This window comes from Nocardiopsis dassonvillei subsp. dassonvillei DSM 43111 (assembly GCF_000092985.1).
GTDB classification, from domain to species: domain Bacteria; phylum Actinomycetota; class Actinomycetes; order Streptosporangiales; family Streptosporangiaceae; genus Nocardiopsis; species Nocardiopsis dassonvillei.
In genome coordinates this window covers 1,601,385-1,614,504 of the sequence record NC_014210.1, presented here as the reverse complement: position 1 = coordinate 1,614,504, position 13,120 = coordinate 1,601,385, and the positions used below count along the sequence as shown (strand labels likewise).

Annotated in this window: 10 protein-coding genes, 1 pseudogene and 1 CRISPR repeat array; of the genes and pseudogenes, 7 read left to right on the top strand and 4 right to left on the bottom strand. The window is 71.1% G+C overall.

The annotated features are described in order from the left end of the window. Window positions 1-51: 51 nt before the first annotated feature. Window positions 52-1,896 (bottom strand): outer membrane protein assembly factor BamB family protein, encoded by a 1,845-nt coding sequence (locus NDAS_RS06505; protein ID WP_013152351.1) that lies wholly within the window; start codon window positions 1,894-1,896, stop codon window positions 52-54. A 573-nt stretch (window positions 1,897-2,469) separates the two neighbouring features. Here NDAS_RS06505 and NDAS_RS06500 point away from each other — a divergent pair. The 3 genes from NDAS_RS06500 (at window position 2,470) to NDAS_RS28520 (ending at window position 4,259) form a co-directional block, all read left to right on the top strand. Continuing rightward, window positions 2,470-2,871, top strand: a complete 402-nt coding sequence (locus NDAS_RS06500; protein ID WP_013152350.1) for a peptidase inhibitor family I36 protein — start codon at window positions 2,470-2,472, stop codon at window positions 2,869-2,871. Between the two features lie 74 nt (window positions 2,872-2,945). Continuing rightward, on the top strand, window positions 2,946-3,809 hold the full coding sequence (locus tag NDAS_RS06495; RefSeq protein WP_013152349.1) for a hypothetical protein: 864 nt from the start codon (window positions 2,946-2,948) through the stop codon (window positions 3,807-3,809). Between the two features lie 333 nt (window positions 3,810-4,142). Further along, entirely contained in the window at window positions 4,143-4,259 is a 117-nt protein-coding gene (locus NDAS_RS28520; protein WP_197724876.1) for a helix-turn-helix domain-containing protein, read from the top strand. Window positions 4,260-4,566: 307 nt separating this feature from the next. On the opposite strand, the gene NDAS_RS06490 is transcribed toward NDAS_RS28520, so the two are convergent. Continuing rightward, complete coding sequence (locus NDAS_RS06490) at window positions 4,567-5,298, bottom strand: SDR family oxidoreductase (RefSeq protein WP_013152347.1); 732 nt, start codon at window positions 5,296-5,298, stop codon at window positions 4,567-4,569. A 92-nt stretch (window positions 5,299-5,390) separates the two neighbouring features. Between NDAS_RS06490 and NDAS_RS06485 the strand changes: the two genes are divergently transcribed. Further along, entirely contained in the window at window positions 5,391-5,819 is a 429-nt protein-coding gene (locus NDAS_RS06485) for a MarR family transcriptional regulator (RefSeq protein WP_013152346.1), read from the top strand. An 11-nt stretch (window positions 5,820-5,830) separates the two neighbouring features. Here the strand turns inward: NDAS_RS06485 and NDAS_RS29695 are convergent. Then, window positions 5,831-5,941, bottom strand: a pseudogene (locus NDAS_RS29695) (helix-turn-helix domain-containing protein); the annotation flags it as partial. A 312-nt stretch (window positions 5,942-6,253) separates the two neighbouring features. On the opposite strand from NDAS_RS29695, the gene NDAS_RS06480 reads away from it, so the two are divergent. The 3 genes from NDAS_RS06480 (at window position 6,254) to NDAS_RS06470 (ending at window position 11,029) form a co-directional block, all read left to right on the top strand. Continuing rightward, window positions 6,254-6,982, top strand: coding sequence for a hypothetical protein (locus NDAS_RS06480; protein WP_232051646.1), 729 nt, complete (start codon window positions 6,254-6,256; stop codon window positions 6,980-6,982). 344 nt (window positions 6,983-7,326) lie between these two features. Then, window positions 7,327-9,153 carry a serine/threonine-protein kinase gene (locus tag NDAS_RS06475; protein ID WP_013152344.1) on the top strand — a complete coding sequence of 609 codons (1,827 nt, stop codon included), beginning with the start codon at window positions 7,327-7,329 and terminating at the stop codon, window positions 9,151-9,153. Between the two features lie 247 nt (window positions 9,154-9,400). Continuing rightward, the gene (locus NDAS_RS06470) at window positions 9,401-11,029 is read left to right on the top strand and encodes a serine/threonine-protein kinase (RefSeq protein WP_049800359.1); all 1,629 of its coding nucleotides are present in this window, start codon (window positions 9,401-9,403) and stop codon (window positions 11,027-11,029) included. 31 nt (window positions 11,030-11,060) lie between these two features. Further along, window positions 11,061-11,760: a CRISPR direct-repeat array (repeat unit 29 nt; unit sequence GGGACCATCCCCGCGTGCGCGGGGAGCAC). A 597-nt stretch (window positions 11,761-12,357) separates the two neighbouring features. Here the strand turns inward: NDAS_RS06470 and NDAS_RS06465 are convergent. After that, window positions 12,358-12,921: an ATP-binding protein gene (locus tag NDAS_RS06465; RefSeq protein ID WP_013152342.1), complete on the bottom strand. Its 564-nt coding sequence runs from the start codon at window positions 12,919-12,921 to the stop codon at window positions 12,358-12,360. Between the last annotated feature and the right edge of the window lie 199 nt (window positions 12,922-13,120).

The following is a 13,120-nucleotide window of genomic DNA, read 5'->3' as shown; positions in this document are numbered from 1 at the left end:
CGCCTCCTTCGCCCGCATGAGCATGCGTACTCGGAACCACCAGAAGAAGGCCTAGGGCACCAGCCCGTACAGGCGGTCCTCCACGTGGGAGACCACCGCCCCGGGAACCGGAAGAACGCCGTAGTCGCCAACGCCCAGCAGGTCCGGCGCTTCGACAGGACCCTCGCCGTCCTCCAGCAGGATCTGCGTCCAGCCCTGCTGAGCGGCCTCGCCCTCCCAGGGCAGGACGGAGACGGTGAGGACCCGACGGTCGGCGTCGTCCCAGGCCAGGTGCGGCACGACCAGCACCGACTCCAGGACGCGGGCCTGGTTCACCGGTGCCCACAGGTCCGCGTCCACCTCGACCTCGCTGCGCTGGACGACCTCCCCGCTGGCGTCGGTGACCAGCAGCAGACCAGGCTCATCTCCGCCCCGGTCGCGCAGCACCACCGCGCCCCGGGTGTCCACACCCACGGCGTACTCATACATGGGGTCCGGTGCCGGAGGGAACACCTGAGCGGAAGCGCCGTCGTCCACGGCGAACGCCCCGCCCGGAGTGCGGGCCACCGCCTCACCCCCGCGCCCCTCGCGCACGGCGCCGATGATGGGCACTTGCGTGTAAGACAGATTGTCGGGTGTCCACTCCTGGCGCCACACCCGCTCACCCGTGGACACGTCCAGCGCGGTCACGCTCTCCACCGCGTCCTCGGGCACGTCCATCCTGTACAGGGTCGATTCAACATCCTCCTCGGGGAGGTGCTCCTGGTCCAGGCACAGGCGCGCCACCAGCACCCGGTCGCCGTGACCGCGGATCCCACCGTCATCAGCCCACTGGCACCAGCGTTCACCGGCCCCCTCCCGGAGTTCGACCTCCCACAGGCGCTCGGTGGAGTCGGTGGCGTAGGCCACGACCAGGGACCGCCCGTCCTCGTGGACGCGAAAGACGCGCACGTCGGGGGTGAGGTAGCGCAGCGGTGGGGACTTCTCCTGTCCCTGCCAGGTCAGGGCGGGCATGGGCGTCTCGCGCACCACCTCGCCGGTGGCGGCGTCCAGCACCACCATCGCGTGGGTCTGCGGCTCAGACTCAGGCGTGGCTTCGGTGACGTGCGACAGGTAGGCGTAGCGGTCCTGGCCCGCGAACACCCCGGCCTGCGCCTGACGGGAGAAGGGCAACCGGTAGGTCCACAACTCCTCGCCGGTGGCCCCGTCCAGGGCCACGAACCCGTCGTCGTAGAGCACCAGGGGCCCGCGCGGACCCCGCTCCACGCCCAGCACCGGGTCCAGCACCGGGTGCTCGGGCTCCCAGGTCCACCCCACCCGGCTGATCGTGGCCGGGACCGGCGCCGCCTGCCCGCCGTCGGCGGCGGCCACGGTGTGCTCGACCATGAAGGCCCGGGTCAGGGCCGCGGGCACCAACGTCCAGACCAACGCCACGACCAGGGTGCCCGCCGCCGCCCCGGTCAGCACCCGCTTCCACCGGTGCCAGGGCAGGGCCGTGGCCGCTCCCAGCGCCAGGGCCGTGCCCAGGGCCACCAGGCACACCCCGACCCACAGGGCCAGGACGTGGTCGGAGAACATCCGATAACCGTCGTTGTCCACGATCGCGGCCAGGTGACGGGTGGGGAAGGCCGCCCACACCACCGCGAGCACCACCAGGACCACGGCACCGCGGCCCAGCGCGCTGCCCAGGGTCGGGCGCGCGGCGAGCCGGTCGGGGTCGCGGGTGGCGGTCAGGGACACCCACCCCAGCACCGCGGCGGCCAGCAGCAGCGTCAGGCCGACCAGGAGCGCCGGGCCCTGGCTGCCCGGCGCGGCCCGCTCGCTGAAATTCGAGACGTGGGGCGTGGTCAGGATCAGGGCGCCCACGAGCACCGTGACCCCGCTCCAGCCGAGCACGTCCCCCACACGTCGTCGCACCGCTGTCCCACCCCTTGTCCTGTTCCGTCCGTCGTCGGCTCAGGCAGTCTAGGGACCGGTGGCCGGGGCTGGAGTTCGGCGGCGTCAGCGGGGTGCACCGGCACGGTGCGCCGGGTGCACGCCGAGATGACGAAGCCCTCCTCACGGCGGACCACGGGCCCGCGCGACTGCGCAGGCCTGGGGTCGTGCTGGTCGTCCCGCGCGACGAAGGGGCCAGGGCTCGGAGGCGGTCCCACAGTGGCCACGCGGCACGGTTGAGGGCACCCGGCGCGTGCCTTGTCCCGATCGTGTCCGGTCAGCCCAGGGGCGTCCGGCGGCGATGATCCGCCGCGCTACTCCCCCACCCACCCCCGCTGCACCGCCACACCCGGAATTCACGCCCTCCCAAAAGACGCCAAAATAACCGAATTCGACTGTGAGTTTAGGTGAAGAAACTTGCGACGGCCTGATGCGGCCATGACACCTCCTTTCGCGCCCGCGCCTCGTTGGTTATATTCGATGAAGGAAGAAATTCCATGAGCGAGAATTCATGGATGGCTCCCTCTGGCCACTGATGCCCAAAAGGAGAACCCCTTGTCCAGCAAGAGGCGTATGTTCGCCATCGTCGGCGCGCTCGGCTCCATCACCCTGGCCGGCGTGCTCGGCACGGCCTCGACGGCCTCGGCCGCGAGCATCCCCGCCGTCGAGGCGCAGGCCACCTACATCTACCTCTACGAACACGACGACTACGCGGGCGGGTCCTTCCGGACCTCCGGACACGTCTACAACCTGCAGGGCCGCTGCTGGAGCGGCTCGGGTTGCCGCGACGTCAACGACAACGCCAGCTCCATGAAGAACCGGAAGCCCAACGACGCGTCCTTCTACGCACACGCGAATGGCGAGGGCCCGTCCTACTACGCCCAGGCGAATTCGGTCGACAGCGACCTGACCAACAACGGTTTCGACAACCGGATCAGCTCGATCCGTATCTGGTGAGCCCCTGGGCCGGGGAGATCGGGCGCAGCGGTGCACGGCCTCCCCGGCTTCGACCCTGGGAAGTGGAGCAGCCGATGAACAGACGGCGCCTTCCGGGCGCCGCGGCGGCACTGGGTCTGGTCCTCGGCCTGGCCGCCTGCGGTGCCCGCGGCGACGACGGGAACGGTTTCCTTGCCGAGGAGGAGCAGGCCCGAGCCCTGTCGCTCCCCTTCGACGAGCACACGCTCTCCCCCTTCGAGATGCGCACGCTGCGCTACGCCGAGGACCTGCTCGTGCGCGAGTGCATGAGGGAGAACGGCATGGACTGGCGGGTCGTCCCCGCGCCCGAGGAGGAGGGGATCGACTCCGCGCACCGGCGTCGCTACGGCGTGATCGAGACGGGCGTGGCCGAACTGTACGGCTACCAGGCGCCGCCCGCGTCCGAGCACGAGGAGAGGGTGGAGCGGGTGCGGGAGGAGCGTCAGAGCCTCCCGGTCACCGAGTACCGGGCGGCCCACGGGGACGAGAGCGGAACCGGATGCCTGCGCCAGGCGCAGCAGGAGATGTCGGCGGAGGTTCCCGCCACGGACGACAGCCTGCTGAACTCCTACATCAGCACGGGCTTCGACACCTCGTTGCGCGACCCCGCCGTGGTGGACGCGTTCGCCGCCTGGAGCGCGTGCATGGCGGACCGGGGTTTTGCCTACTCCACTCCCACCGAGGCGTCGCAGGACCCGCGCTGGCAGGACAACGTCGCCTCGGCGGAGGAGACCGCGGTGGCGAGCGCGGACGTGGCGTGCAAGGAGACGGCCTCGGTGGTCCGGGTTTGGCACGGCGCGGAGGCGGCGGCACAGAACGATCTGATCGAGGAGCACGCCGGGGATTTCGCGCTGTTCGCCCAGGCGAAGAAGGTCAGGATGGATCGGGCGCGGGCGCTGGTCGAGCGGTTGGCGCCCTGACCCCTGGTGTCTGCGAGGCGGGGGTCGGAGAACATCGGAGGGGGTCCGGCGCGAAGGAACCCGCACCTGTTCACCGGTCGGTGGTGAGCGGCTCCAGGGCACGGGCACTCGGCTTCCCCGTCCTCAAGGGCTCGTCGGTACCGGGTTTCGGCTTCCTCCATTCGGTCCGACTCCTTCCGTGGCTTCGCGAGGTTGGACATCGGGAAGGGGCTTCTCTCGACCGGCCTGTCTGCCTTGCCTGTTGCCGCTGCCCGTCCAATCACCTCGCGTGCCGCCGAGCACGAGCGGCTGAAACTGAGGGCCTACGGCCACAAGACTGGGTACCGGCTGCGGATGCGCGCGCAGACCGTCCTGCAGGCCGCACGCGGACGCTCCAACACTCGCATCGCCCGGGAGAGCGGCCTGCGCCTGGACACGGTCCGGTGCTGGCGCGGCCGGTTCACCGAGTGAGGGGGCCTTTCCGCTGCCTCGCTTCGAGTGCCGGGGGCGGGTCGAATGGGCAGCCCGTTGCCCTGGGCATCGGCTGTTCAGGGGCCGACGCGGTCGCTTCGGTCGGGCTTCCGGCCAGGGGGGTCGGACATGCCTCTCCTTGATGGTGGGGAGTACTCCAGCGGGCGGGTCGGCGAGTCGGAGCGCGGGAACGTGCTGCTGCGCCGTCAGGCCGCACAGGCCACGACTTCCACGGTTCAGCGACTCTGTGCCTGACCGGCGAAGACACCGTCATCAGGCATGCAAGGGCAACAACTGCCAGGGCACCTCAGAAGAGGCCACCGCTTGCGTGGATGGTCTGGCCGTTGATCCATGCGCCTTCGTCCGAGACCAGGAACGCGACCACCGATGCGATGTCGGCCGGCTCGCCCAGGCGGCCGAGGGGCGTCTGGCTACGGATGGACGCGGCCACGTCAGCCGGCATCTGAGCTTGCAGGGCCTCGGTGCGGGTAGCGCCGGGCAACACGCTGTTCACCGTGATCCCGCGCGGTCCGAGCTCGTGTGCCGCCGTCCGGGCCAGTTGCTCAGCTGCCGCTTTACTCGCGGCGTAGAGGCCCGCGCCGGGATGCGCCACGACGGTCGAGCCGCTGGAGATCACGACGACCCGCCCACCGTGGCGCATGTGGAGTGCGGTCTCCTTCAGGGCTCTGAAGACGGGCCGGGTGTTGATGGCGAGGTGCAGCTCCAAGTCCTCGTCCGTGGCATCCGCCAGGGATGTGGGGCGCGCCATCCCCGTGTTGCTGACGAGGACATCCAGCCCGCCGTACTCCGCGACGGCCGCCTCGACCAGGGAGCTCAGCTGCGTCGCGTCGCGCACATCGGCTCGCACTGCGGTGGCCCGTCCGCCCGCACGCTCGACGGCGGCCACGGCGTCCTTCGCCGCGACCGCGTCCGAGTGGTAGTTGACGATCACCCGCGCTCCATCCGCCCCCAACCGTTCGGCGACAGCGCGCCCGATCCCCCGGGACGCTCCCGTCACGACTGCGACCTTGCTGTTCATGTGTATGCCTGAGTCTCTCGAAAGGTGATGATGTCGATAGGTGAGATACTCCCCTAAATTGTCGATGAGGTCAATCATCTAGACTCTCTCTCATGACCTCGCATGCCCTTGCCGCCGCCGTGACCACGCTGCACCGCGAGGCCGCCGCCCTCTACGCGCTCCTCGGACGCGAGTTCGGCCTGACCGCTCAGCAGGCCCAGCTGCTGTGCGTCCTGACTTCCGATCGGCCGTCCTTCAGTGAACTGGCCACCACTCTCGGCTGCGACAGGACCAATGTCACCGGCATGATCGACCGGCTGGAGAAACGGGGGCTGTTGGCGAGGGAGCGCGACAGCGAGGACCGCAGGGTGAATCGCGTAACGGCCACCCAGGAGGGCGAACAGCTGATTGTGCGCCTACGGGAGCGCTTCGCCGAATCGGTCGCCGACCGGTTCAGCCGTCTCACACCCGAGGAACATGACCGCCTCGCCGCCCTGGCAACCGCACTCACCCCCGCAACAGCACCGAACTCGAAACACTGATGGCCCTGGTCGGCGAACCGGCCGCGCCAGCACCGGACCGTGTCCAGGCGCAGGCCGCTCTCCCGGGCGATGCGCGTGTTGGAGCGTCCGCGTGCGGCCTGCAGGACGATCTGCGCACGCATCCGCAGCCGGTACGCCTACCGCTGACAAGGCGACGACCCGCTGAGGTTTGACCACCGGGTTCGTGGTCGGACCCTGGTGTGGGCCGGGAACGCCTCCACCCACCCGGAACCCGCCTGAACGTCCCAGCACCGGAGCTGGAATCCTGTCACCGGCAGCTACGTAGAACTGACAAAATGTCAGCCATGCCACTTCCCTCTCCCCCGCCACACGAGCCCGCCCGGAACGATCCCTCCGCACAGGCGGACCAGGCTCCTCAGCCCGTCCCCGGCACCCCGTATCCGTACCCCCAGACCCCCGGCACGCAGGCCCCCGTGCACCCCCAGGACCCGTACCCGCAAGCTCCGTATCCTCAGGCTCCGTACCCTCAGGCCCAGTTCCAGTACCCGCAGGTCCCGCCTCCACCCGTCATCGACGGGAAGGAACTGCGCCCCCGCGCACGCTGGTACTGGATCGGCGGGCTCACCATCCCGATCGGCGCGCTGGCCTCCTTCCTCGTCTTCCTCAGTCTTCTCCTCTCCGCGACCGCGGAGCCCGAGTTCATCGCCGAGTTCGAGGGCGGCAGCAGCGCCACCTTCCAGGTCGAGGAGGGGCAGGAGGGCCACTGGGGGCTGTACGTCGAGGGCGACGCCAACCGTTTCGCCTGCGAACTCGACACGCCCGCGGGCCCCGGGTCCGGGAACGACAACCTGGACACGGCGCCGCACTCCTACAGCGGCACGGCCTACGACAGCTGGCGGCTCACCGCCGAGCTGTCCACGCCCGAACCCGGTGAGTACGTCCTTCGCTGCGACGACATCCACTCGGGCACCTACGGGATCGGCACGCTCGAACAGACCGCGTCCTCCGAGGCCAAGCTCGTTACCGGCACCCTGGTCCTGGTCGTCCTCGGCCCGTTGAGCTTCATCGCCGGGGTGGTCGTCCTCATCGTCACCGGGGTCCGGCGCGCCTCGCACCGCACCCGGCTGGTCCGGGAGCGGATGCAGACCTTCGGCGCGCCGCAGCCCGCCGGCCCCGGCCCGCAGCCGGGTCCGATCTCCTAGCCCGGGGCTCGGCCCGAACCTCCGAGGGGATCCCGAACAGGCACGTCCGCGAAGACGCCGCGGGGCTCCGTGTGGGCTCCGCCCGGCGGTGACACCTCCGGCAGCGCACAGCGCTGACCCTCCGGGCCGTTCCTGCGACAGCCGCACACGCACAGCGCCCCCGAAGGGCACCCATGCCCTTCGGGGGCGCTGTGCGTCCGGCCCGCGTGCCCCAGGCCGCGGGCGCCGCTGGCGGCCGGTGAGGCGGCCCGGCCCGCCGTCGACGTGACCGGTTATGGTCAGAACCGACCGCATGTGTCCCCCCACCTGCGATCCTGAACCCCCCTGCGGCACTCGGAGCGCACGTGACCTCTCCTGAACCGCCCTCCCGCCCCTCCCGGTCTTCCCAGACCTTCCAACCCCTACGGCCCCGCGACCCCGGATCCGTCGGCCGGTACCGGACCGTGGGCCGCCTCGGCGCGGGCGGCATGGGCACCGTCTACGCCGGCCGGGACCCCTCCGGCGGCCTGGTGGCGATCAAGCTCGTCCACGGTGACCTCTCCGCCGACCCCGACTTCCGTGCCCGGTTCCGCCGCGAGGCCGACCTCGTCCGGCGCGTGTCCAGCCCCTGCGTGCCGCGCTTCCTGGACAGCGACACCGACGCCGCCCAACCCTGGCTGGCCACCGAGTACGTCGCCGGGCCCACCCTGCGCCAGCACGTGCGCGAACACGGCCCGCTGACCGGCACCAACCTGCGGGCCTTCGCCACGGGGGTGAGCGAGGCGCTGCGGGCGATCCACACGGCCGGGATCGTGCACCGCGACCTCAAACCCGGCAACGTGGTACTCGCGGCGGACGGTCCCAAGGTCCTCGACTTCGGCATCGCCCGCGCCCTCGCGGAGACCGCCATCACCCGCACCGGAGGGCTGTTCGGCACCCCCGGCTGGGTGGCCCCGGAGCTGCTGCGCGGCGGCCAGCCGAGCCCGGCGGCCGACGTGTTCGCCTGGGGCGCCCTGGTCGCCTTCGCCGCCACCGGAAGAAACCCGTTCGGCACCGGTTCCGCCGAGACCGTGGCCGTGCGGGTACTGGACGGCCGACCGGACCTGGCCGGGGTCCCCGATGACCTGTTGCCGCTGGTCACCGCCGCGACCGGGAGCGACCCCGCACGGCGGCCGACCGTGGAGCAGGCGCTGTCCGAGCTGCTCGGGGCGCGGCTCACGGGAACAGGCGGCACGAGTCCGGCCGAAGAGGCGACCGCCCTGGTCACCCGGGTGCTCCGGGACGGCTGGGAGGCACCGCCGCCGCCCACCACGACCACCCCGCCCCGCTCCCTCGACCCGTCTCCGGGAACAGGTCAGCCCTTGGACCGGTCGGCCGCGCGGGAGCCGGGGAAGCGCCGCTGGACGCTGGTCGCGGCGGCGGCCGCCGCCGTACTGCTGGTGGCCGGAGGCGGCTGGTTCGTGGGCGTCCGGTTCGGCCCGGGCGGCACCGGCCCGGGTGCTGACAGAACCGATGCCGCCGGGGGAACGGAAGGGTCCGGCAGCGGGAGCGGCGAGAACGGGGACGGCCCCGGAGAGGGTTCGGGCGGGGTCTCGAACGCTGGCGCCGGCGGCGAGATCGCGGTGGAGATCTCCGGGAACGGCCTGTTCACCGTGCACGCGGACGGCTCCGGAGGGCTCGGGATCACCCCCGGTTTCGACGGGGCCAGCCCCGCTCTGCCCGAAGATGTCGAACGCGCCGAGTACGCGGTGGCGACCGTCCGGGTGGAGACCGTCTACTCCGACACCGCCGCCCAGACCGGGATCATGGTGTTCGGCGAGGTCGAGTACGTGGCGGACACCGGTGAGTTCACGCTGCGATCGGGCGACATCACCCTCCTTGAGGTCGGCGAGGGGCTGGACCCGCTCCCCAGGGACCCCACCGCCGACGGACGGCCCGCCCACGTCGCGGTTCCCGACGAGGTGCTGGCCACCGTCAGCCGGGAGACGCCCGGCGCGGAGTTCGAGGTGCGTTTCCCGGAAGCGCCCGAGAGCGGGCTGCTCGCCTACCTGCCCGCCCCCACGGCGCTCGGCGGGAACGCGGACACCGCGCGCGGCGCCTACGCGTGTTACATGAACTGGCACCCGTACCCGCCGGTCGACATGACCGACGAGGAGTTCGTGCCCTGCCCGGAGGAGCGCCCGAATGAGTGAGCACCGCGGCCACGGACCAGGGCCCGGCTCGGGTTCTGGCGACGGACCGCACCCACGCGACGGGAGACCCACCGGCTCGGGTCCGGCGCCGGGTTCGGGCCCGCGCCCGGAAACAGGACGGGCACCGGGAACGGGGCCGGAGACGGCACCCGGTTCGACACCGAGTTCGGGACCGGGTTCGGGACCGGGCTCGGGACCGGGCTCCCGCTCCGGGCCGGGGCCGGGAACGCGTCCCGGGTTCGCTCCGCTGCGTCCGGACGACCCCGAGACCCTGGGCGGGTTCCGCATCGTCGGCAGAGTCGGCACCGGCGGCATGGGCACCGTGTACGCGGGGTTGCGGCTGCGTCCCGGCGGACGCGCACGAAGCGGCTACGCGGCGGTCAAGGTCATCCGGGAGGAACTCACCGAGGATCCGGACTTCCGCGCCCGGTTCACCCGCGAGATCCGCCTCCTCAGCCGGGTCCGCAGCCGGTCGGTCCCGGAGTTCCTGGGCTCCGGCCAGGACGCGCACGGGCCGTGGCTGGTCACCGAGTTCGTGCCCGGGTTGTCGTTGTCCGCGCACGTCAGACAGCACGGGCCACTCCCGCCCAACCTTCTCCTCGGGCTGGCCGCCGGGGTCGCCGAGGCCCTGAACGCCGTGCACACGGCCGGGATCGTGCACCGCGACCTCAAACCCGGCAACGTCATGCTCGCCCCCGAGGGCCCCAAGGTGCTGGACTTCGGTATCGCCCGCGCCGTCGACGAAACCGCGCTGACCCGCACCGGCAGCCTGGTGGGCACCCCCGGATGGATCGCCCCGGAGGTACTGCGCGGAGCACCGGCCGCGCCACCCGCCGACCTGTTCGCCTGGGGCGCTCTGATGGCCTACGCCGCCACCGGCCGCGCGCCCTTCGGTTCGGGTTCCACGGACTCCCTCCCCTCCCAGATGCTCGACCAGCCGCCGGACCTGGCCGGAGTGCCCGGACCACTGCTGCCGCTGGTGACCGCCGCGTTGAACCCTGACCCGCGCCAGCGCCCCACGGCGGCCCAGGCCGCCCGCGCCTTGGTCGCCCTGGGCCAGGGACAGGGGCGGGAACAGGGGCAGGGGGCGGGGCGGCAGAAGCAGGGCGTTCCGCTGGACGGGTCAGGGCTGTCGAACGCGGTGGGGGCCCTCCTGGACCGGGAGTGGCGGGGTGTGCGTGCCGTGCGGCCGCCCGCTCCGCCTCGCCGGGTGCCCAAGGCCCTGGTGGTGGCCAGCGCCGCCGTCCTGCTGCTGGGCACGGTGGGCGGTGGGTTCCTGGCGGCCCAGGTGCTCTCGCCAGACGGCGGTGAGAGCGAGGGAACCGGTGAGGGTACAGCCGCGGAGGGGACGGAAGAGGGTTCAGGGGCGGGAGGGCCGCAGGAGGTAAGGGGTTCGGGAGAGGAAGGTACGGAGGGACCCGACACGGAATGGGTGATGCCGGAACCGACGCCCTTCGGCACCAACGCCGAATGGCTGGCGGAGGTGATCACCTCGCCGAACGGCATGCCGACCTTCCAGGCCACCCCTGACTCGTACGAGACGCTCTTCCACCTCTCCGTGAGCTCCGTGGAGGAGGTCCCCGAGGGGGTGCGCTTCACCGTGCTCGTCGGGAACCTGGTCGAGGGCCACAGCGCCTCCGTGCCTGAGCTGTTCACGGTGCCCACTCCTGAGGGCCCGATCGAGCCGGAGGAGGCCCCCGGACCGGTCTCGGTCGGCGACAGGCTCGTCCTCACCTTCCCGGGTGCTCCCGAGCGGGGCCCGCTCACCTTCGGAGACCCCGACTTCGTGCCGGGTGTCTCCGGGATACCGCCGGTCAGCCAGTGCTACGACGCCGCAGCCGGAAGCGCGTCCGTGGATTACGACTCCTGTCCCTGAAGGCCTTGGGAGGGCATCAGCCGTACTCCCAGGGCCTATCCCCGTGTGCGCGGGGAGCACTGCTCCTGTGGTTGGCCACCTACGGACGGAGGGGGACCATCCCCGCGTGCGCGGGGAGCACTTGGCCTGAAGGGCGAGCCCCTCACCACTGCCGGGACCATCCCCGCGTGCGCGGGGAGCACGGGACGTGGGCAAACAAGGCGGCGGCCGCGCAGGGACCATCCCCGCGTGCGCGGGGAGCACGTCGGACAGGTCCTCCAGCAGGTTCGCCAGTAGGGACTATCCCCGCGTGCGCGGGGAGCACCCGCGCAGGTAGAGGGCAGCGCCACGCGGGATGGGACCATCCCCGCGTGCGCGGGGAGCACGACAGCGACGACGGGTCCGCGCGCGCCGCCTCGGGACCATCCCCGCGTGCGCGGGGAGCACAGGAGCTGGCCACCGCGGCGGCCCGGCGGCCGGGGACCATCCCCGCGTGCGCGGGGAGCACCGCGGGGTGCAGATGATGGTCAAGGCCGACGAGGGACCATCCCCGCGTGCGCGGGGAGCACAAGACGCAGAAGAAGTCATCGCCCGCGTCCGAGGGACCATCCCCGCGTGCGCGGGGAGCACCCACATCCGCGGCGTCCAACACCACGGCCCCGGGGACCATCCCCGCGTGCGCGGGGAGCACATGTGTTTCTCCAGTTCATGAGCGGTTTCTCAGGGACCATCCCCGCGTGCGCGGGGAGCACAGTCAACGACCTGCGAACTTACCAGTGGCAAGCAGCCGTTTTTCCAACTTCTTCAGAAGCAGACAAAACGGACGACGCACTCAGCCCTGGGAAGACCATGTCCGCAGAATACCGGCAGGAGCGCATCACGCCCCTGCCGGTAACCCCTCAGTTCACGGAAACCGGCTCCGCGAGGAGCAACAGCACCTCGGATTCGGAAACCTCAGTCAGTCCGACAGGCGAGGCCACCCAGTAGGACAGAGTCTGCTCACCGAACCAGATGAGCAGGTGCGGGTGATGCCGCTGGAGAACTGCGGCCCGGGCGTGCTCGCGAGTGAACTCAGAGCGGTGGCCGCCCAGGCGGGGCAGGCGCGCGGCCCGACGCCGACGGCACGAAGGGTGCTCGCAGGCCGGGCAGAACGGGCCGACCAGCGGGCGACGACGAGGCAGCGGCGGAAGCGGTCGGTGCAGCAGGTCGCTGGAAGGCCGGGGCACAGGGATAGGATGCGTCACTGATCCTGCTTTCTGAACATGTGGAAGTGTGTGGATTTTGGGATCTGAGGGCCCGGAAAGCGTTGGCGCGCTTTCTGGGCCCGTTTCGCGCCTGAGGCGCGATGCCTACTGCTGGGTGTTCCAGAGGCTGCCGGTCAGGTCGTAGGCCAGGAAGAACCAGACCTGGCGGTAGTCGCAGATGCCGTTGTCGCCCCAGGAGGAGGCGAAGGCGTCGATCATGGCCAGACCGCGCCCGGACTCAGCAGCCAGGTCCAGCCCCTTGGGGTTGGGTACCAGGTGGCAGCACTGGCCGAGAACGGCCTTCCTACCGTCGCGCGAGCCCTGATCGCGGCAGGTCAGGCGCAGACCGGCGCGGGTGCGCTGGCAGGTGAGGGTGTAGACCCCGAAAGGCTGTCCGGAACGCGAGTGGCGCAGGGCGTTGTTGGCCAGCTCGCTACCCAAAAGGGTGAACAGGTAGCGGTAGTCGCGGTCGCGTTCGGCGGCACAGGTGTCCAGGAACGCGCGCACCAGCGGCATGAACTGGGTCGAGCCGCCGAAGTCGTAGCGGCGCATCTTGTAGTGGGCGCGGTCGGAGCGGCCGGTGAAGTAATGGCGGCACCGGGGCGGAACCAGCTCGGCAAGAGGCACAGTCACCTCGGGCAGGGCGGGCATGGGTGCGGTTACGGGCATGACGAACAGACTCCTTGCACGTGTGGAGCAACAACAGTGGTCGGCGTGCCCGCAGGTGTGAGACCTTCGCGTTTCCCCAGATGAGGGATGGGGCACGGCGTAGCCTGATCGACAACACTCTCTGTGAGATGACGATCACTGCCTACGGATCCATAGTGGATCGCGCATCCACCAGTGTCAACCCAAAAAAGTGGTATCC

What these genes read in the sequence shown, in the direction of transcription:
- NDAS_RS06495 (WP_013152349.1), top strand. Translation starts at nt 2,946, where the DNA reads ATGAACAGACGGCGCCTTCCGGGCGCCGCGGCGGCACTGGGTCTGGTC.
- NDAS_RS28520 (WP_197724876.1), top strand. Translation starts at nt 4,143, where the DNA reads ATGCGCGCGCAGACCGTCCTGCAGGCCGCACGCGGACGCTCCAACACT.
- NDAS_RS06490 (WP_013152347.1), bottom strand. Translation starts at nt 5,298, where the DNA reads ATGAACAGCAAGGTCGCAGTCGTGACGGGAGCGTCCCGGGGGATCGGG.
- NDAS_RS06485 (WP_013152346.1), top strand. Translation starts at nt 5,391, where the DNA reads ATGACCTCGCATGCCCTTGCCGCCGCCGTGACCACGCTGCACCGCGAG.
- NDAS_RS06465 (WP_013152342.1), bottom strand. Translation starts at nt 12,921, where the DNA reads ATGCCCGTAACCGCACCCATGCCCGCCCTGCCCGAGGTGACTGTGCCT.